The sequence below is a fragment of the Parapedobacter composti genome (genome assembly GCF_900112315.1).
Classification (GTDB): Bacteria; Bacteroidota; Bacteroidia; order Sphingobacteriales; family Sphingobacteriaceae; genus Parapedobacter; species Parapedobacter composti.
In genome coordinates, this window is record NZ_FOLL01000016.1 from 24,107 (window position 1) to 44,063 (window position 19,957).

Annotated in this window: 15 protein-coding genes; 12 read left to right on the forward strand and 3 right to left on the reverse strand. The window is 48.8% G+C overall.

All coding sequences use genetic code 11. The features are described 5' to 3' along the window. The first annotated feature begins 81 nt into the window (after nt 1-81). Entirely contained in the window at nt 82-3,147 is a 3,066-nt protein-coding gene (locus BM030_RS15160) for a PD40 domain-containing protein (RefSeq protein WP_090974455.1), read from the forward strand. A 105-nt stretch (nt 3,148-3,252) separates the two neighbouring features. Here the strand turns inward: BM030_RS15160 and BM030_RS15165 are convergent, their stop codons facing one another. Next, nucleotides 3,253-3,597 (reverse strand): GIY-YIG nuclease family protein, encoded by a 345-nt coding sequence (locus tag BM030_RS15165; protein ID WP_090974456.1) that lies wholly within the window; start codon nt 3,595-3,597, stop codon nt 3,253-3,255. A 108-nt stretch (nt 3,598-3,705) separates the two neighbouring features. On the opposite strand from BM030_RS15165, the gene BM030_RS15170 reads away from it, so the two are divergent. The 11 genes from BM030_RS15170 (at nt 3,706) to BM030_RS15220 (ending at nt 17,742) form a co-directional block, all read left to right on the forward strand. Further along, nucleotides 3,706-4,482, forward strand: a complete 777-nt coding sequence (locus BM030_RS15170) for an XRE family transcriptional regulator (RefSeq protein ID WP_090974457.1) — start codon at nt 3,706-3,708, stop codon at nt 4,480-4,482. Nucleotides 4,483-4,732: 250 nt separating this feature from the next. After that, the gene (rimP, locus tag BM030_RS15175; RefSeq protein WP_090974458.1) at nt 4,733-5,203 is read left to right on the forward strand and encodes a ribosome assembly cofactor RimP; all 471 of its coding nucleotides are present in this window, start codon (nt 4,733-4,735) and stop codon (nt 5,201-5,203) included. 1 nt (nt 5,204) lies between these two features. After that, the gene (gene nusA, locus BM030_RS15180; protein WP_090974459.1) at nt 5,205-6,443 is read left to right on the forward strand and encodes a transcription termination factor NusA; all 1,239 of its coding nucleotides are present in this window, start codon (nt 5,205-5,207) and stop codon (nt 6,441-6,443) included. Between the two features lie 113 nt (nt 6,444-6,556). Then, nucleotides 6,557-9,448, forward strand: a complete 2,892-nt coding sequence (infB, locus tag BM030_RS15185; protein ID WP_090974460.1) for a translation initiation factor IF-2 — start codon at nt 6,557-6,559, stop codon at nt 9,446-9,448. A gap of 198 nt (nt 9,449-9,646) precedes the next feature. Next, entirely contained in the window at nt 9,647-10,609 is a 963-nt protein-coding gene (locus BM030_RS15190) for a formylglycine-generating enzyme family protein (protein WP_090974461.1), read from the forward strand. A 59-nt stretch (nt 10,610-10,668) separates the two neighbouring features. Next, nucleotides 10,669-11,988, forward strand: a complete 1,320-nt coding sequence (locus BM030_RS15195) for a Gfo/Idh/MocA family protein (RefSeq protein WP_090974462.1) — start codon at nt 10,669-10,671, stop codon at nt 11,986-11,988. Further along, a complete protein-coding gene (locus BM030_RS15200; RefSeq protein ID WP_090974463.1) occupies nt 11,957-13,006 on the forward strand; it encodes an FAD:protein FMN transferase in 1,050 nt (349 codons plus the stop codon). The genes BM030_RS15195 and BM030_RS15200 overlap by 32 nt, the downstream gene beginning before the upstream one ends. A 50-nt stretch (nt 13,007-13,056) precedes the next feature. Beyond that, a complete protein-coding gene (locus BM030_RS15205) occupies nt 13,057-13,977 on the forward strand; it encodes a hydroxypyruvate isomerase family protein (RefSeq protein ID WP_090974464.1) in 921 nt (306 codons plus the stop codon). Nucleotides 13,978-14,065: 88 nt separating this feature from the next. Next, nucleotides 14,066-15,322: a nucleoside permease gene (locus tag BM030_RS15210; protein ID WP_090974465.1), complete on the forward strand. Its 1,257-nt coding sequence runs from the start codon at nt 14,066-14,068 to the stop codon at nt 15,320-15,322. A 124-nt stretch (nt 15,323-15,446) separates the two neighbouring features. After that, nucleotides 15,447-17,126, forward strand: a complete 1,680-nt coding sequence (locus tag BM030_RS15215) for a GMC oxidoreductase (protein ID WP_090974466.1) — start codon at nt 15,447-15,449, stop codon at nt 17,124-17,126. A 46-nt stretch (nt 17,127-17,172) separates the two neighbouring features. After that, entirely contained in the window at nt 17,173-17,742 is a 570-nt protein-coding gene (locus BM030_RS15220) for a gluconate 2-dehydrogenase subunit 3 family protein (protein WP_090974467.1), read from the forward strand. 149 nt (nt 17,743-17,891) lie between these two features. Here the strand turns inward: BM030_RS15220 and BM030_RS15225 are convergent, their stop codons facing one another. Then, nucleotides 17,892-18,731, reverse strand: coding sequence for a prephenate dehydrogenase (locus tag BM030_RS15225; RefSeq protein WP_090974468.1), 840 nt, complete (start codon nt 18,729-18,731; stop codon nt 17,892-17,894). A 29-nt stretch (nt 18,732-18,760) separates the two neighbouring features. Next, a complete protein-coding gene (locus BM030_RS15230; protein WP_090974469.1) occupies nt 18,761-19,933 on the reverse strand; it encodes a pyridoxal phosphate-dependent aminotransferase in 1,173 nt (390 codons plus the stop codon). Nucleotides 19,934-19,957 lie beyond the last annotated feature (24 nt).

Here is a 19,957-nt window from a genome sequence, read left to right on the forward strand (position 1 = left end):
TAATTGTACCATACACCATTTCCCATGACGTGCTTTGATCGATTCATTAGACCTATATTGCTAAATGTCGCTGGTATTTTGATGTTTAGTGCGGTGAACCTTGATGCGCAGGCTCAATACTTCGGACAGAATAAGATGCGATATAAATCGCTGAAATTCAATGTATATGAAACTCCACACTTTAATCTTCATTATTATCTCGAAAATGACTCGATGGTGAGGTGGTTCGCCAAGGAAAGCGAGGTGTGGTACGAACTGCACCAGCAAGTGTTCCGGGATACGTTCTTGCGCAAAAACCCGATCATTTTATACAGCAATCACCCTGAGTTTCAGCAGACCACCACAATACAGGGTGAAATCGGTGTGGGAACGGGCGGTGTCACCGAGGCGTTCAAGACCAGAGTGGTAATGCCTGTGATGCAGATTAATCATCAGACGCGCCACGTACTTGGGCATGAATTGGTGCATGCATTCCAATACCGGGTGTTAATGGAAGGTGGCGACTCCACCCGTCTCGAAAATATCGGTAACATCCCGTTATGGATGGTAGAAGGTATGGCGGAATATTTTTCCATCGGGAAAAAGGATGCATTCACCGCCATGTGGATGCGTGATGCATACCTGAATAACGACATCCCTTCATTACGGGCTATGACGGAGAATATGAATCGGTATTTTCCTTACCGTTTCGGACAGGCTTTTTGGGCATATATCGGTTCCACATACGGTGATACGGTCATCATGCCTTTGTTTAAGGCAACGGCTATGTACGGGTACGAGATGGCTATACGCCGGGTGTTCGGCTATGATGCGCAGACCTTATCGAACCTCTGGAGAAATACGATGGAAAACGCTTACCGTAATCTGCCCATCGATACCTCAAAGGCACCGGTGGGACGTTCCATTCTAAACAGTAAAAATGCGGGTCGGCTGAACGTGTCACCTGCAATTTCGCCCGACGGAAATTATGTCGCGTTCCTTTCCGAAAAGGATTTATTTAGCATCGATCTGTTTTTAGCAGAAGCCCAAACGGGAAAAATAATCAGAAAGCTTTCCAGCAGGCTTACCAATACGGATATTGACGAGTTCAGCTATCTGGAATCTGCGGGAGCGTTTTCTCCCGATAGCCGGAAATTTGCTTTCAGTGTGTTCAGCAGGGGCAAAAGCAAACTAATGGTCGTTGATGTATCAAATGGTAAAACGCTCCTGTTGGAAGAAATGGGCGATATTTCTGAATTCGCCAATATTGCTTGGGCACCCGACGGGGAAACTGTGGCGTTTTCCGGGCTGCAAAACGGGCACAGCGATATTTACCTGTATAACCTGACTACCAAAAAACTGACCCAGCTTACTGATGATTGGTATTCGGATTACCAGCCGAGCTTTTCACATGACGGGACAAGAATCGTGTTCAGCACAGACCGGGTGTCCTTGCAATCGGAGTCGCGCAGCGTGGACATCCCGATGAACATTGCAGTAATCGACATCGCTACCCGGAAAATTGACAATATCAATGTGTTCCAAGGAGCTAACAACCTGAATCCCCAGTTTTCTTCGGACGATAGCCAGATCTATTTCCTTTCAAACAGCGACGGTTTCCGGAACATGTACCGCTATACACTGGGCAGCAACAAAGTGGAGCGGATGACTGAGTATTTTACTGGAATCAGCGGGATTACCGAGTATTCTCCTGCGCTAAGCCTATCGGCTAACGACGATGTGGTATACTCCTATTACCGGCGAAATGAGTACAGCGTGTATCATGCCAAAGTATCCGATTTTGAACCCGTAGAGGTGGATCCGTATGTGGTTAATTTTGACGCCGCGATGTTGCCGCCGCCGCAAAGCCTCGGCGTGGATGTCGTCAATGCGAACTTAAACAATTTCAATTTGTTCCAACGTATTAATGACAGGCAGATAGCTTCTGCTCCCTATCGGCCGAATTTCAAACTGGATTATTTGGCAAACAGTGGCATGGGGCTGGCGGTCGGTAGCCGTTACGGAGCGGGTATTGCCAGTGGTATCCAGGGGATGTTTTCGGATATCTTGGGCCATAATCAGATTTTTGCGGCCCTGAATATTAATGGGGAGATTTACGACTTCGGCGGGCAGGTAGCATATATAAATCAAAAAAGCCGTATAAACTGGGGCGGGGCCGTTTCACATATCCCATTTATGTCTGGGTACTCCATTTACGATGAGCGGGATGTAGGTGGCGGTGGTGTGGAACCTGTTCTGGACACTTACATTATCCGCACTTTCCAGCAGCAAGCCGAAGCTTTCGGTGCTTATCCATTTTCGAGGCACCACCGGTTCGAAATGGGAGGGGCTATTGCTCGGTATAGTTACCGGATTGATCGCTGGTGGCAGAGTTATTATTTTGGTTATGGTGGCCGCGATAGGATTCCCAATGAAGAGGCCAGTCAGCTATTTGGAGGTAACTTCAATGCATTCACCATTCAGCAGATTAATACATCCTTTGTAGGCGACAATGCTGTGTTTGGTATCGCTGCTCCGCTGCAAGGGTTTCGCTACAGGGTGGGGGCTGAGCAATATTTTGGAGATTTCAACTTCAGGGCATTTACGTTTGACCTGCGCAAATATAACCGTTATCAACCACTCACCATTGCTGCCAGAGCATATGCCTACGTGCGTGCCGGACAGGATGAAAGCGCACTATTCCCGCTGTTTTTGGGCTATCCCCATTTGATCCGGGGCTATGAGAGTGCTTCTTTCAGGGGTAATATGGATGAGCGTTTTAATTTCAATAGTTTGATGGGGACGCGCATTGCAGTGGTCAATTTGGAAGTAAGGCTTCCGTTTACTGGTCCGGAGAAATTGGCGGTGTTGCGATCGGGCTTGCTGTTTTCAGACCTGAACCTGTTCTTTGATGCGGGGCTGGCTTGGGACAGCGAATCGACGGTGGCGTTTCGGAGTACGCCGAGACGAGTAGGGACCCGTCCTAGTTCCAGACCGGATCAACCGGATATAGAAGTCTACGAACGGATACCTGCGTTGAGTGCCGGCGTGTCATTGCGCGTTAACTTGTTTGGTGCCATGGTGCTTGAACCTTATTACGCCTTCCCGTTCCAGCGGAGCGATGTCCGATTCGGTACATTCGGATTGAATTTTGCACCGGGATGGTAAGGTAACGCTGATATTCTATCCCGAAAGCTTGATTAAACCGGATGTTAGCAAGTTGGAGTTAAGGCCAGGCCGGCTACTAGCAGCACGATGATTGCTTACACCTTTTTACATCATCCGTTGTTCATAGGGGGCAGGAAATCCCTTGCGCTGTGTGTGGCCCACCCCATGGTAGTGACCGGCAGGTATTTCAACCCAGTTTGGATTGTACTTTCTAATCAGCTTTTCTTTTTGCATGCGGGTAAAGGCGCTCAACTCCTTGAACCGGCGCAGTGCAGCTTCTTCGGTGGGCCATGCTTCGTGGTATACCAACCGGTATACTTTTGCACATGCGTCAAAGAATAATCGTGATTTACGGCTGTACACGTCGATTGCCTTATTGAGGTCATTCGCCATTCCAACGTGCAGGTAGCTCCGGTTACTGTCGGTTAAGATATAGATATAAATTGCCATTGTTGAAAAGTATTTTGATGCTAAATTTTGCGGTTACTGTTTTTGTTACTAATTTTATTGGCACAATAATACTAATTTATTTAGTTTTGTCAAATTTATTTTCATAATATGCCAAACATTGCTAATAATCTTAAATACCTGCGGAAGAAAAAAGGACTTACCCAGCAGCAGTTTGCGGATGAAATGGGCATCAAACGGGCCTCTGTGGGGGCTTATGAAGAAGAACGGGCCGAGCCAAAGTATGAGTTGCTGAAAAAAATCGCTTCGTTTTACGGACTTACCATGGATGAGCTGGTCAATGAAGCCATCAATGACAAATGGAAGCCTGCGCCAAAGAGCGATGCATCCAACGTACGCGTGTTGAGCATCACGGTGGACGAGGGCGATAGGGAAAACATTGAGATGGTGCCTGTAAAGGCCAGTGCTGGTTACCTTAATGGGTATGCTGACCCTGAATATATCGCCGAATTGCCGAAGTTCAGTTTACCGATATTCAGGCAAGGCACATATAGGGCATTTGAAATACAGGGCGATTCTATGCTGCCGCTGCAACCGGGAAGCATCGTTATTGCAGAATACGTGGATAATTGGAATGAGGTGAAACCGGGGCAGACGTACGTCGTCATTTCGCGGACAGATGGTGTGGTCTATAAGCGCATAGCGTTTAAATACAAAGAGGATAAGGGACTGAAACTGGTGTCGGACAATAAGAGTTATGAACCGTATTGGGTTGCCGCCGCTGATATTCTCGAAATATGGAAGGCAAAAGCTTATATAAGTACCCAACTGCCCGAGCCAAGTCCTGAGCCAACTATGGAAACGCTCACGGCCATGATGGCGCAAATGCAGAAGACTATCAGTTCGGTTGCTGGAAAACAATCCTGAACCCGTAATTTGTCCGCAATTACCGCAAACGCTAATTTGCACTACTTTAAAACCATAATTCAATCAATATTTAACTAACGTCATGGAAAACGTTATCTTTTCTTGCGGTATGGACGTTTGGTCTGAGCTATCCGTTTTAGTGGAACACGCGGTGTTGTAATTGTCAACCATTATATTTATCTTTGCAACATCTTTGAAAAAGAGGGGACAGTAATCGTCCCCTTTTTTCATAACTATAGTTAGTTAAACAGTGGGCGTATCAATTGAAAATAGGGTTAAGGCATTGGTCGACGAAAAGATTGCCGGCAGGGACGACCTGTTTCTGGTAGGGGTTAAAATGCATGCTAATGGCCGGTTGGAAGTGCTGGTTGACGGCGACAACGGCATAAGCATTCAGGATTGTGCGGAAATCAGCCGTCATGTGGGCTTCCATTTGGAAGAGGAAGATGCAGTTCCCCATGCTTACCGGCTGGAAGTCTCGTCGCCGGGCATCGACACGCCGTTGATGTCCCTGAGGCAATACCATAAAAACGAAGGAAGGAACATCCGGATAAAATTACAGGACGGTTCAACCAAAGAAGGGAAATTGCTGGCGGTAACTGACGAATACATTACAATAGTTGAAAAAATTAAGGAAAAAGGGAAGAAAGCGGTAGAACACCAAAGCGATATCCCGTTTGGAAACATCATAACAACAAAGGTGTTAATTTCATTTAAGTAAAATGAGCAACAATATCAATTTGATTGACTCTTTTCAGGAATTTAAAGAGTTCAAGAACATCGACCGTCCTACGGTCATCAGTGTGTTGGAAGAAGTGTTCCGCAGCATGATTCGCAGGAAATACGGAACGGATGAAAATTGCGATGTCATCGTCAATCCAGATAACGGCGATTTGGAGATTTGGCGTACCAGGGTGGTTGTGGAAGACGGTTTTTCTGAGGATGATGATCTGGAAATAGAATTGGCCGAGGCCCGGAAATATGACCCGGATCTGGAAGTGGGCGATGACTATATCGAGGAAATTACCCTGGAAAGCTTCGGCCGGCGGGCTATTCTCGCAGCACGGCAAACCTTGGTGTCGAAGATCCTTGAACTGGAAAAGGATGAGGTGTTCAAAAAATACAAGGACCGAGAAGGCGAACTAATCACGGGCGAGGTCTATCAGATATGGAAAAAAGAAACACTCGTGCTTGACGATGACGGTAATGAGCTGATTCTGCCGAAAACAGAACAGATTCCGGCCGATTATTTTAAAAAGGGCGATACCATCCGCGCAGTCGTGCATAAAGTGGAAATGGTAAACGCTAATCCAAAGATCATCATTTCTCGTACTGCACCCGAATTTTTGCAGCGCTTGTTCGAACTGGAAGTGCCGGAGATATTCGATGGACTGATTACCATCAGGAAGATCGTCCGCGAACCGGGTGAACGCGCCAAGGTGGCTGTAGAGTCTTACGATGACCGCATCGATCCGGTGGGTGCGTGCGTCGGTATGAAAGGTTCGCGCATACATGGTATCGTCCGTGAGTTGCGGAATGAGAATATTGACGTTATCAATTATACCAATAATACACAGTTGTATATCCAGCGGGCATTAAGCCCGGCCCGCATCAGCTCGATAAAGCTGGATGATGAGCATAAGACAGCTGCGGTCTACCTGAAGTCCGACCAGGTATCACTGGCCATCGGACGGGGTGGGCACAATATCAAATTGGCTGGAAAACTCACGGGGTATGAAATTGACGTATACCGCGAAGCGGAAGAAGTAGAGGAGGACGTGGATATTGAGGAATTTGCGGACGAAATTGATGGGTGGATTATTGACGAACTGAAGCGCGTAGGGTTGGATACCGCCAAGTCAGTATTAGCGCTATCCGTGGACGAGTTGGTACGGCGAACTGATCTCGAAGAGAATACCATCCACGAAATTATCAATGTGTTGCAGGCGGAATTTGAATAGAATGGGTTGATGCCGACCATCGGCGTAAGCGCCACGCTTTTTTAATTATTTGCCAATAAACACTTAAAAAAATATATTTTTGTATCAGCACAAAAAAGAGGTAATTAAATTAGATGTCAGAAGGTAAAAGCATAACACTGCTGAAAGCAGCAAAAGAACTGAACATTGGTATTGGTACTGCCGTTGATTTTCTGGTGAAAAGTGGCTATGACATTGAGCCGAAGCCGGGAACCAAGTTGGACAGTGAAACCTACAATGTTCTGCTAAGGGAGTTTCAGGGGGACAAAATCGTGAAGGAGGAAGCCAACCAGATAATCATTGGCAAAATCCGCCGTGAAGAATCCGCCTCGGAACCTGTTGTGCAAAAACCTCAAAAAGATGCAGAGGCCGAAGAGATCCTGATTAAGAACACCGGCGCGTTTGCGCCGGAGCCGCGGCAAGTCCCGTTTGTCGACAAGCCGGAAAAAGCAGAGCAGGAAAACACTGGGGAGGCCGATAGACCTTCGGGCAAGTCCCAGGTCTCAGGTATGAAGATCGTGGGTAAAATCGATTTGGATAACCTGAAGGGCAGCAAGCCCCAGAAGGAAGCCCCGGCTCCTAAAGAGGAGCCGGAAGCGCCGGCGCAAGAAGTGAAGGTGGAAAGAGAACAGCCCACAGAGCAGGAACCTGAAAGGAAAACCGAAGAGCCGCTGGTTCCCGAAGAAACGCCTGCTGCACCCCCGGCACCGGAAGTGGAGCAGCCGGTAACTGAAGCGCCAAAGCCTGAAGAACCGAAACCGTCTGAGCAGCCTAAGGCGCCCACGACGGCATCACAGGATATTATCCGTGCACGTGCGCAGCGGTTAACGGGACCTAACGTGGTGGGGCGCATTGATCTGGCGGCACATCAGCCTAAAGAGAAGCCTGTGGCCTCTTCCTCCAATGCCTCCGGTGTGTCATCGCACGACCATAAAAGGAAAAGAAAACGTAAAGATAAACCGACAGGCCAACGGCCCGGATCAGCTGCGCCGGGACAACAACCGGGCGGTGGTAAAGGTCGCCCTGACTTCAAGGGTAAACCCAGGCACGGTGCAGAGCCTCGGGAAGAGCCGTCTGAAAAGGAAATCCAAGATCAAATTAAGGCTACCCTGGCCCGCCTTAGCGGTGCAGGCAAGTCCGGTAAGTTTGCACAGCGGGCAAAGCTACGCCGACAGAAGCGCGATGATATTGCTCATTCCGCAGAAGAGGCAGCCCTGGAACAGGAAATGATGTCTAAGGTGTTGAAAGTTACTGAATTTGTAACGGCGAACGACTTAGCCAATATGATGGGGGTGCCGGTGACACAAATCATCGCGACTTGTATGAGCTTGGGGCTTTTTGTTTCAATTAATCAGCGGCTGGATGCGGAAACCATCGCCATCGTGGCAGATGAGTTCGGATACGAAATTGAGTTCGTTAAACCGGAAGACGAGGAAAATACAGAGCTGGAGGAACCGGACAATCCGGAAAACCTGATACCTCGGGCACCCATCGTAACGGTGATGGGGCACGTAGACCATGGCAAGACATCGCTGTTGGACTACGTCCGCAAAACCAACGTAATTGCGGGTGAGGCCGGGGGGATCACCCAGCATATCGGGGCTTATGAGGTAAAACTGGACGATGGCCGGAAAATTACATTTCTGGATACGCCTGGCCACGAAGCGTTCACGGCTATGCGTGCTCGCGGTGCTCAGGTCACCGATATCGCCATTATCGTGATTGCGGCAGACGACAGCGTGATGCCACAGACCCGCGAGGCCATCAACCACGCCCAAGCGGCGGGCGTGCCTATCGTTTTTGCGTTCACTAAAATCGATAAGCCGGGAGCCAATACCGATCGCATCCGTGAACAGCTTTCCGGTATGAATATTTTGGTCGAAGATTGGGGAGGTAAATACCAGTGCCAGGAAATATCAGGAAAGACCGGGCAGAATGTTGATCTGCTACTTGAGAAGGTCCTGTTGGAAGCAGAATTGCTCGAATTGAAGGCCGATCCGAAGAAGCGCGCCGTCGGTTCGGTAATCGAAGCAAGTCTGGATAAGGGCCGTGGAATCGTAACCACCGTATTGATCTTGTCAGGAACGCTCCGGGTGGGTGCTCCCATACTGGCGGGTTCCCATAGCGGTAAAGTGAAGGCCCTGTATAATGAACGTGGGCAGAAAGTGGTCGAAGCAGGGCCATCCACACCGGTTCAGATACTGGGAATGTCGGGTGCGCCTACGGCCGGCGATAAGTTTTACGAAATGGAAAGTGAAGCGGAGGCACGGCAGGTGGCCAATAAGCGGCTTCAGTTACAGCGCGAGCAAGGTCTCCGTACGCAAAAGCATATTACGCTTGACGAAATTGGGCGCCGATTGGCCATCGGCAACTTCAAGGAGCTTAATGTCATCGTTAAAGGAGATGTGGACGGCTCCATCGAAGCATTGTCTGATTCCTTGTTGAAATTATCGACTGAAGAAATTCAGGTCAACATCATTCACAAATCCGTTGGGCAGATTTCGGAATCCGATGTCTTGCTGGCCTCTGCATCAGATGCCATCATTATCGGTTTCCAGGTAAGACCTTCTACCAGTGCGCGCAAACTGGCTGAGCAGGAGCAAATAGATATTCGGTTGTATTCGATTATCTACGATGCCATTGAAGAGGTGAAGGCGGCCATGGAAGGGATGTTGGCGCCGAAATACGAGGAAAAAATTGTCGCTAACGTTGAAATCCGGGAAACTTTCAAAATCAGTAAAGTGGGTACCATCGCTGGATGTATGGTGTTGGACGGAAAAATCAACAGAAACCACAGTATCCGTGTTATCCGCGACGGCGTGGTAGTATATACCGGACAATTGGCCTCCCTCAAGCGGTTCAAGGACGACGTGAAGGAAGTTTCCGCAGGCTACGAGTGTGGACTGAATATTCAGAACTTCAATGATATCAAAGTAGGAGATATCATTGAGGCTTATGAGCAGGTGGAAGTCAAACGTAAGCTGTAAAGTTATTTTTACATGTTCGGCGGATTGTTCGCCCATATAGTGTATAAAACACACTGTATGGGCGATTTTTTTTGTCGTTTACCGGCTTTTCATCCACTCTGCGCAGTATTTGCCAAGTGAAATAGCATTTAGTATTTTGTAGTTAAGCAAAAAGGCATTAACTTGAGCCACCAAAATTTATGATAGATTGTAGTTAGCATGTCCGTAAAGTATTTGTCTATTGCCAGCTTGTTGTTGGTTGATATTGCCATAGCCCAGGATAAATTTGAGCCCTATACCCAGCATCTCGAAGGCACTGCCTTGAGTTTCAGCATGCAGCCCATCCCGGGCGGCGAATATGACCGGGGAAGCCGGAACGGCAACCCCGATGAACAACCGGTGCACCGGGTGAAGGTGGACCCATTCTGGATGGGTACCTATGAGGTTACCTGGGATTTATATGAGCCTTTCGTGTACAAGGATTTTGAGGTGGCAAGGAGTGGCGGAAATATACCGCCGGAAGTGGACGCGGTGACCCGGCCTACCAAGCCTTACCTTGATATGACTTTCGGTATGGGAAAAGAAGGACATCCGGCTTTGGCAATGACGCAGTACAACGCTATTCAATTTTGCAAGTGGCTGTATATGCGCACGGGGGTTTTCTACCGATTGCCCACGGAAGCCGAGTGGGAGTATGCCTGCCGCGCCGGCAGTGCTACAGACTACCACTTCGGCGATGAGGTATCAACGTTGGATGATTATGCATGGTATAACTCGAATAGCGAGAACAAAACACACAAGGTCGGTCTGAAGAAACCCAATGCCTGGGGGTTATATGACATGCATGGCAACGTGGCGGAATGGACATATGATCAGTACATTCCGGACTTCTACGGTCAGTTTACCGGAGGGGTTGCAGATAACCCTGTTGCCGTGCCTGATAAACTTTACCCGCATAGCATCCGCGGAGGTTCCTTTGAAGATGATGCGACCGCCTTGCGATCGGCGGCGCGTTTGCCTTCTGATCCCTCTTGGAAACAACTGGATCCGCAGATACCAAAAAGTAACTGGTGGTTTCCCGAAGCACCTTTTATCGGTATCCGGCTGGTAAGACCCGTGAATCCGCCGTCTGAAGACGAGATCATGGCATACTACGACAAAGCCCCTATACAGGATTACTAAATCAGCTTACTTGGCAACACCGTAGAAACCGTATTAATAAGATAACTAAAACAAAACAGATGGATACAAAGCGAATAGGTGAACAACGCCGGGAGTTCTTAAAAACATCGGCCCTGCTGGCAGGTGGTGCCGTACTGAGCGGAGTACCTTTGGTTGGTGCTTACGCCGCTGGAAATGATACCATAAAAGTAGCTGTCATCGGCTGCGGTGGCAGGGGCACGGGTGCTGCTTTCGATGCAATTGCAACAGGTGTTAACATTAAGATTGTGGCATTGGCAGATGCGTTCCGCGATAGGCTGGATGAAGCATACACCAAGCTGTCCGAACGCCATGCGGACAAGGTGGATGTAACGGAAGACAGGAAGTTTGTCGGATTTGACGCTTATCAAAAGGCTATTCCCTTAGCCGATGTAGTGATTTTGACAACCCCTCCCGGTTTCAGACCCATACACTTTGAAGAGGCGGTACGCCAAGGAAAGCATGTGTTTATGGAAAAACCCGTAGCCGTAGATGTACCCGGTGTACGCAGAGTGCTGGCAGCAGCTGCGGAAGCCAAACGCAAAAAGCTCAATGTGGTGGTGGGTTTGCAGCGCCGTTATCAAGCGAACTATCGCGAGGCAATAAAGCGCATTCAGGATGGTGCACTGGGTGATATCGTTTCGGGGCAGGTTTATTGGAATAGCGGGGGGGTATGGGTGCGCCCGCGAAAACCGGGGCAAACGGAAATGGAATACCAGATGCGGAACTGGTATTATTTCAACTGGCTCTGTGGCGATCATATCGTAGAACAGCATGTACACAACATCGATGTGGCTAACTGGGTGAAAGGAAGTTATCCCGTTTCGATACAGGGCACAGGCAGTAGGGCCTGGCGTACGGGAAAGGATTATGGCGAGATCTACGATAATCATGCCGTTGAACTTACCTATGCCGATGGTTCGGTGATTTACAGCCAATGCCGCCATTTTGAGGGTACTGCCAACCGGGTGGATGAAACGTTCCAGGGCAGCAAAGGAAGGGTATACCTCTCGGCAGCCAATGACGCTATTCTCTGGGATGCCAACGGAAGAGAACTGTACAATCACCCTAAGCGCGGCAACGCCAATCCTTATCAGTATGAACATGTAGAACTATTCGACGCCATCAGCAAGGGGGAATATAAATGTGACGATGTTGAGTATGGTGCATACAGTACGCTTACCGGAATTATCGGAAGGCTGGCCACGTATTCAGGACAGGTAATAAAATGGGAAGATGCATTGAAGTCTGATATCGACCTGATGCCGGAACGATTTACCTGGGATGCGCTGCCGAAAGTGCTGCCTGACGAGAACGGACTTTATCCTTATGCTATTCCAGGGCAAACGGTGGTTTTGTAACGCCGCGTGGTGTGCATTCGGATTATTGAGCGGGCTGTTGCTTTCGGGAGCAGACACTACGCAGCCGGCTATCAACCGGTACACGATTTCCGGATTCGCTCAGGGGACGGATTATACGGTTACCTATTATGCGGAAGACAGCTTGGTAAATAAACATTCGGTAGATAGTCTGCTGGCTGTTATCGATAGTTCAATGTCGTTATATAAACCCTATTCCCTAATTAGTAGAATCAATGACGGCGGACGAGGAACGTATGTCATTGATGAACACTTTTATAGGGTAGTGAACAGATCAATTGCAATATACAAAGACAGTAAGGGAATATTCGACATTACAGTCGCTCCCATAGTCCAATTGTGGGGATTCGGCCCTCAGGCTGTCCAACGGTTCCCCGATAGTTCGGAGGTCAAACAGGCCATGCAATGTGTGGGAATGGACAAGATGAGGCTCAGACGGCGCAAACTGGTGAAACGAGAGGCCTGTTTGCGGCTCGATTTGAATGGTATCGCACAGGGATATACCGTAGATGCTTTGGCAGAATTGATGGAGAGAAGAGGGATAGCGCGTTACGTCGTGGAGCTGGGGGGAGAGCTGCGGGTAAAGGGAACCAAGCCCGATGGTACGCCGATGCGTATTGGGATTGAGCGGCCAGCTGCGGCTGAAGAGGGGGGTAAAGTTACGGTAAATAACGTGGTGGAACTCCGGGAAGGGGCGATCACTACGGCGGGTAATTACCGCCGGTTCTTTCAAGAGGGAAACAAGAAAGTGTCACACCACATTAATCCCCGAACAGGATACCCTTTTGATACCGAAGTTATCAGCGCGACCATTTACGCTGCTGACGCTATGACGGCCGATGGTTACGACAACGTAATCATGGCGATGAAAGCCGATGAAGCGGTGAAATTTGCTGATATGCGTAGTGATATCGAAGTGTTCGTGATTTACCGCGATATGGATGGCATCGTAAGGGATACGATGAGCCGTGGATTTGAGCGATTGATTAGTACTTATTGATTGAGCCGGTGCAATTGTCCACTAATGACGTTTAACAAAAAATCAACTCGATGAAAAGAAGTCAATTTATCCGTAATTCACTGTTGGCAACCGGGGCAGTTGTCACGGGTGGCACGCTGGCCGCCAACGCAGAAGGTTCGCAGAAACCGGAAAACAAACCATTTAATCTGAACTATGGTCCGCATCAGGGACAGTTCGAGAACCATGCAGGAAAAAATATTCTTGACCAAATTCAATTTGCATATGACCAAGGATTCCGGAGCATTGAAGACAATGGCTTTTCCAGACGTCCCATAGATGAACAGGAAAAAATCGGGAGCTTGTTAGCTAAATTGGGAATGACCATGGGCGTGTTTGTGCTCGACAAAGGGGGCAATGGTGCCAATACCTTGGCTGCCGGCAAACCCGAACACGTAGACATCTTCCTGAAAGGATGCCGGCAGGCGGTGGAATTGGCGAAGCGGAGCGGTGGAAAATTCACCACCGTGGTGCCGGGTGATTTTGCCCGTAATCTTCCGTTGGATATCCAAACGGCTCATGTCATCGAAGCGTTGAGGCGCGGTGCGGAAATATTGGAACCGCACGGCATCACGATGGTGTTGGAACCCCTGAGCGACACCCCTGATCTCTTCCTGCGCACATCCACACAGACTTATCTCATCTGTAAGGGAGTCGATAGCCCGTCTTGCAAAATTCTGTATGATGTTTATCACATGCAGCGGAACGAAGGTGATATCATTGCTAATATTGATCGCTGCTGGGACGAAATCGCTTATTTCCAGGTGGGCGACAATCCCGGACGGCGCGAACCGACCACGGGCGAGATAAACTATAAAAATGTGTTCAGACATATCTATAACAAGGGGTACCGTGGTGTCATGGGGATGGAACACGGCAAGTCCACGCCGGGTAAGGAAGGCGAGCTGAGATTACTTGCCGCTTACCGCGAAGTGGATAACTTTTTAGGCTAAAACTATTGAACGTGTTGTAGTATTCACAAATATATCTCATATTCGTTGTGCCGTAATCAAAGGCCTCCAGCACTCATTTATAACAATTATGAACACCAGCGTAAGAATCAAATTATCATTCATGATGTTCCTCGAATTTTTCATTTGGGGAGCTTGGTTTGTGACTTTGGGAAATTTCCTGCCTAACAATTTGCAGGCTACCGATCTGGAGATTTCTAATGTCTTTTCTACCCAGTCCTGGGGAGCTATCATCGCGCCGTTTATCATCGGTCTCATTGCGGATAAATATTTTAATGCGGAGCGCATCCTGGGCATTTTGCATCTTATAGGTGCTTTTTTGATGTATCAAATGCACCGGGCTCCGGATGTGGGCGTTTTCTATCCCTATGTACTGGCGTATATGATACTTTATATGCCTACGCTTGCATTGGTCAACTCTGTTTCGTTCAGGCAGATGGCGAATCCCGAAAAATCGTTTTCTGGCATACGCGTGTTCGGTACCATCGGCTGGATTGTAGCCGGGTTGACGATCAGCTTCCTTGCTTGGGATTCTAAAGAAGGCATCGCGCAGGGTTTGTTGAGCAATACCTTTTTGATGGCAGCGGGCGCTTCTTTGGTGCTCGGATTATTCAGCTTCACACTTCCTAAAACCCCACCGATAAAAAGGATATCGACAGAAAAGAGCAGTATTTCGGAGATTTTGGGGCTGGACGCGGTTAAGCTGCTGAACAACCGGAATTTCCTCGTATTCTTTATCTCGTCAATACTGATTTGTATTCCGCTGGCATTTTATTACCAGCTTACCAACCGCTTCCTGTCGGAAGTGGGAATGGAAAACGCTACTGGAAAGATGGCAATCGGACAGATTTCAGAGGCATTTTTCCTATTATTATTACCGGTGTTTTTTACCCGTTTCGGATTCAAAAAGACCATCATGGTGGGCATGCTGGCCTGGGTAATCCGCTACGTACTCTTTGCGTACGGCAATGCCGGAGAACTCACATTCATGCTGCTGGTCGGTATTGCGCTACATGGCATCTGTTACGATTTCTTTTTCGTTTCCGGACAGATTTATACCGATGCCAAAGCCGGAGAGAAATACAAGAGTTCTGCGCAGGGGTTGATTACGCTGGCAACTTACGGGGTGGGGCAGTTGATCGGATTTTGGGTTGCCGGATATGTCAGCGAGTATTACCTTGGCTTACGGGAAGAGAGCATCAGTGGATTCTGGCAGCACGTATGGCTGATCCCCGCGGGCATTGCGGTGATCGTGCTTTTGATTTTCCTATCGCTTTTCAAGGATGAAAAAGTTGGAAAAGAAGCGGTGCAAGCGCAGACGCCCTAAGTGCGCGCAATAAAGCGGTCCGCTGTAACGTCTTAATTGAGGGACGGAATCATTAGAATATAAAAAAGAACGTAATCCCTGCATACGGGAAAGTGAACTAATAAACTAAAAACTAATACAAACTATGGCAGATAACGTATATGACGCGATCGTGATCGGGTCAGGAGTCAGTGGGGGATGGGCTGCAAAAGAATTGACCGAAAAGGGGCTGAAAACCATTATGTTGGAGCGGGGCCGTAACGTAGAGCATGTGAAGGATTACCATGCGGCGACCAAGCATCCATGGGAATTCCCGCACCGGGGCGGTCGTACCCAGCAGATGATTGAAGATTATCCGGTATTGAGCAGGGATTATCCATTGAATGAAAAAAATCTTGATTTTTGGGTAAATGAAAAGGAAAGTCCCTATGTGGAAGTAAAGCGTTTCGATTGGTACCGCGGATATCACGTAGGAGGACGCTCATTAATGTGGGGACGCCAAAGTTACCGTTTTAGTGATCTGGATTTTGAAGCCAATGTCAGGGACGGGCATGGCGTAGACTGGCCCATACGGTATAAGGACATCGCTCCTTGGTATAGTTATGCCGAACGATGGGCTGGCATCAGCGGAAACAAGGATGGATTGGACGTGTTACCCGACGGGGACTTTTTGCCTCCCATGGAAATGAATGTAGTGGAGAAAGACCTCGCCGCCCGGATTAAGAAACAGTATAACGGTAAGCGTCATTTCATTATCGGTCGGGTAGCTAACCTCACGGTACCTCACCAAAACCGGGTAAACTGTCAGTACCAGAATCAGTGTTGGCTGGGGTGTAATTTCGGGGCTTATTTCAGTACGCAGTCTTCTACGCTGCCGCCGGCTCTGGCTACCGGGAATCTTACGCTACGCCCGTTTTCTATCGTGACCCGTATCCTTTATGATAAGGATACGAAGAGAGCGAAAGGAGTAGAGGTACTGGACGCTGAAACCAATCAGACGTATGAGTATTTTGCAAAAGTGATTTTTGTATGTGCGTCTGCGTTCAATTCAACCTGGATATTGATGAACTCTGCAACAGACATCTGGCCAGGTGGCTTGGGCAGCAGCAGCGGGGAGCTTGGCCACAATGCCATGGATCATCACTTCCGGTGCGGGGCCCGAGGACAGGTAGAAGGCTATGAAGACAAATATTACTACGGACGCAGGCCAACCGGTTTATATATCCCGCGCTTTCGCAATGTGGGGGATGATAAACGAGATTACATCCGCGGTTTTGGTTATCAGGGCGCGGCGAGCCGCGGACGCTGGAGCGGTGAAGTTGCCGAAATGAGCATTGGTGGTGCATGGAAAGACGCCATGTGCGAACCGGGTGCATGGTCTGTTGGCTTTACGGCCTTCGGTGAAATATTGCCTTACCATGAAAACCGCATTTTCTTGGACAAGGAAGTGAAAGATAAATGGGGACTTCCTGTATTGGCAATGGACATGGAAATCAAGGAGAACGAACTGAAGATGCGTAAAGACATGATGGATGATTGCGCAGAAATGTTAGAGGCTGCTGGTGTAAAAAACGTCAGCACCTATGATAATGGATATGGCTTCGGCCAGGGTATCCACGAGATGGGGACGGCCCGCATGGGTAGGGACCCCAAAACGTCGGTATTGAATGGCAATAATCAGGTATGGGACGCACCCAACGTTTTTGTTACTGATGGGGCCTGTATGACCTCTGCATCCTGTGTAAATCCGTCGCTTACCTATATGGCATTAACCGCCCGGGCAGCTGATTTTGCCGTAAGTGAACTGAAAAAAGGGAACCTGTAGCCCGTTACATTAATGAGTATTTAACTTAGTGTACAATTGAGACATTATGAATAGAAGAGAAGCTTTGGCAAGGGTGGCTTGGATAATGGGGGGGGCTGTTGTTGGCGCCAACCTGTTTCTGGAAGGTTGCACCCGTCGCACAACCAAAAATGTGGAAGGGTTATTTGAGCCTGCTACGGTGGATTTCATTGGGGATGTGGCAGACACGATTTTACCGCCGACAGATAGTCCGGGGGCTAAGGAAGCCGGCGTAGGAGCGTTCATCCCCGTGATGGTCAAAGATTGTTATACGGACGAACAACAGAAGGTCTTTGTAGACGGACTGGGTAAACTCGAAGATGCGTCGAAGGCCAAGTTCGGGCGACAATTTCAAGAGTTGGCCGCAGAGGAGCGCACCGAACTGCTGAACGGAATTGACAAAGAAGCAAAGGAACACCAGAAAAATCGGGAGAACGGAGAGCCTGATCACTATTTCCATCTTTTTAAGCAGTTAACATTGCTGGGATTCTTTACTTCTGAACTCGGCGCTACCAAAGCCCTGCGTTATGTGCAGGTGCCCGGAAAATACGTTGGTGACTATCCGTATAAGAAAGGTGACAAAGCTTGGGCCACCTGATGTAACGCGTGTACATTAGCGGGTGGTTAGGCCGGATAGTGCGACGTGGTTTATCCCCAACAGGGGGCAAGTCTGCGCTATCCGGATCAGGCTTTCATAGAAGGCTTTCATAGTGCACCGGCGATGGCTGAACACAGCGCCTGCAGGTGCTATTTTAGAATCCGCCGTATTTTGTTTGATTTCTTGATGAGCCTGTAAAATGCGTCGTAATCCTCGGTGTTTAACACGTGGTGCACATGCTGCAACTGCTTGATATGTTCTTGCAGTACTTCAAGTACATTTTCCCGGTTTTGCTTGAAGATTGGCGTCCACATGTCTGGCGAACTTTTGGCCAGCCGCACGGTGGATTCAAACCCTGAACCGGCAAGTTCAAAGATACGGCCTTGTGATTTTTCTTTTTCCAGCACGGTGAGCGCCAGGGCAAAAGAAGTGATGTGTGAGATGTGCGATACGTAGGCAGTATGGATGTCATGTTCGCGAGCATTCATAAACGTGGTATGCATCTCTAAGTGTTCGGTTATGGCGTCGGCCGCCTCAAACGCGTCTTCATCGCTGTTCGTTGCATCGACATATACCATCATTTTCCCTTTGAATAGATTGTGAATCGCCGCTTCCGGGCCAGAGTACTCTGTTCCCGCCATGGGATGTGCCGCGACCAACCGCCCGCGCTTGGGATGGTCTGCCACGGATTGCAAAATCCGCTCTTTGGTCGAGCCCATGTCAATTACCACCTGGTTGTCGACTTGGTCTAAAATAGATGGCAGCAGTTTGAGTATGGCGTCAACGGGGAGGGTAAGGAAAATAATATCACATCGACTGATGGCGGCCTCCAAAGGCACCCCCTCATCCACGAGGCCCAACTGAACTGCTTTCTGGAGATTACCCTCGTGCTTATCCACGCCCAGAATTTTTTCGGCTATTTTCTTCTCTCGTAACGTGATGGCAACGGATCCGCCGATAAGTCCGACACCAACAATGGCTATTTTCATTCGCTATTCCCTTTTATGACCGGTTTAAATTATGCTATAGTAATTGCAGCTTTAACCATGCGGTGGTAGGCTTCATCCAATACGGCTTCTTTCGCGCATAGACTGGCTCTGACATAGGCCTGCCCCCCGGAACCGAAAATTCCGCCGGGAGTGATGAATACCCGGGATTTTTGTAACACCTCATCACTCAACGCAAAACCATCAGGGTATGTATCGGGGATCTTTGCCCAGACAAACAGACCTACTTGGCGGTCGTCATAGGCGCAACCCAGCGCATCCAGCATCCGGTATACCTTTTCTCGTCGCCTGTGGTAAACCGCGTTTAATTCATCATACCACCCCCGGTCTAACGAAAGCGCTTGAGCCGCAGCTTGCTGTACCGGAAGGAACATGCCTGAATCCATGTTGCTTTTGAATCGCATGATTTCATTGACACGTGCTTCGGCACCTGCCAGCATCCCAACACGCCACCCGGCCATATTGGAGGATTTACTCAGGGAATTCAGTTCGATAGCAACATCCAATGCTCCTTCAACGGACAACAAGCTCTGCGGGTGCTCGGAGAGGATGAAACTATAGGGGTTGTCGTGACAAAGCAGGATGTTATACTGCCGTGCAAAGGCTACCGCTTCTTCGAAAAACGTCGTGGTCGCAGATGCTCCGGTGGGCATGTGGGGATAGTTAAGCCACATGATTTTGGTCTTGCTGAGATCGGTTTTGGCAAGTCCATCGAGATCGGGCAGCCAGCTACGCTTTGCGCTCAACGCATAAGGAATGCCGGCTGCCCCGCTGAGGCGTACGGCAGAAGCATAGGCGGGATATCCCGGATTGGGCAACAGTGCTTCATCACCTTCCTGGAGGTATGTCATGCAAACATGCACAATGCCTTCTTTGGAGCCGATTAACGGAAGTATGTTTGTGTCCGGATCTAATGAGACACCGTAATAGCGATGATACCAATTGGCCATGGCTTGCCGGAGTTGCGCTATGCCTCTGTAATTTTGGTAAGCGTGGGTATCGGGCATGGACGCATACCGGTGCAGGATCTCAATCACTGACGGGTGCGGCGGCAAATCGGGGCTGCCGATGCCTAAATTGATAACTTTCTCCCCGGTCCGGTTAAGTGCGTCTATTTCTCGGAGTTTCCGCGAGAAGTAGTATTCTTCGGTATGTTGCAGCCGTTTGGCAATCGCTATTTGCATTTTTTTTAGTTTGGGCGACTAAAT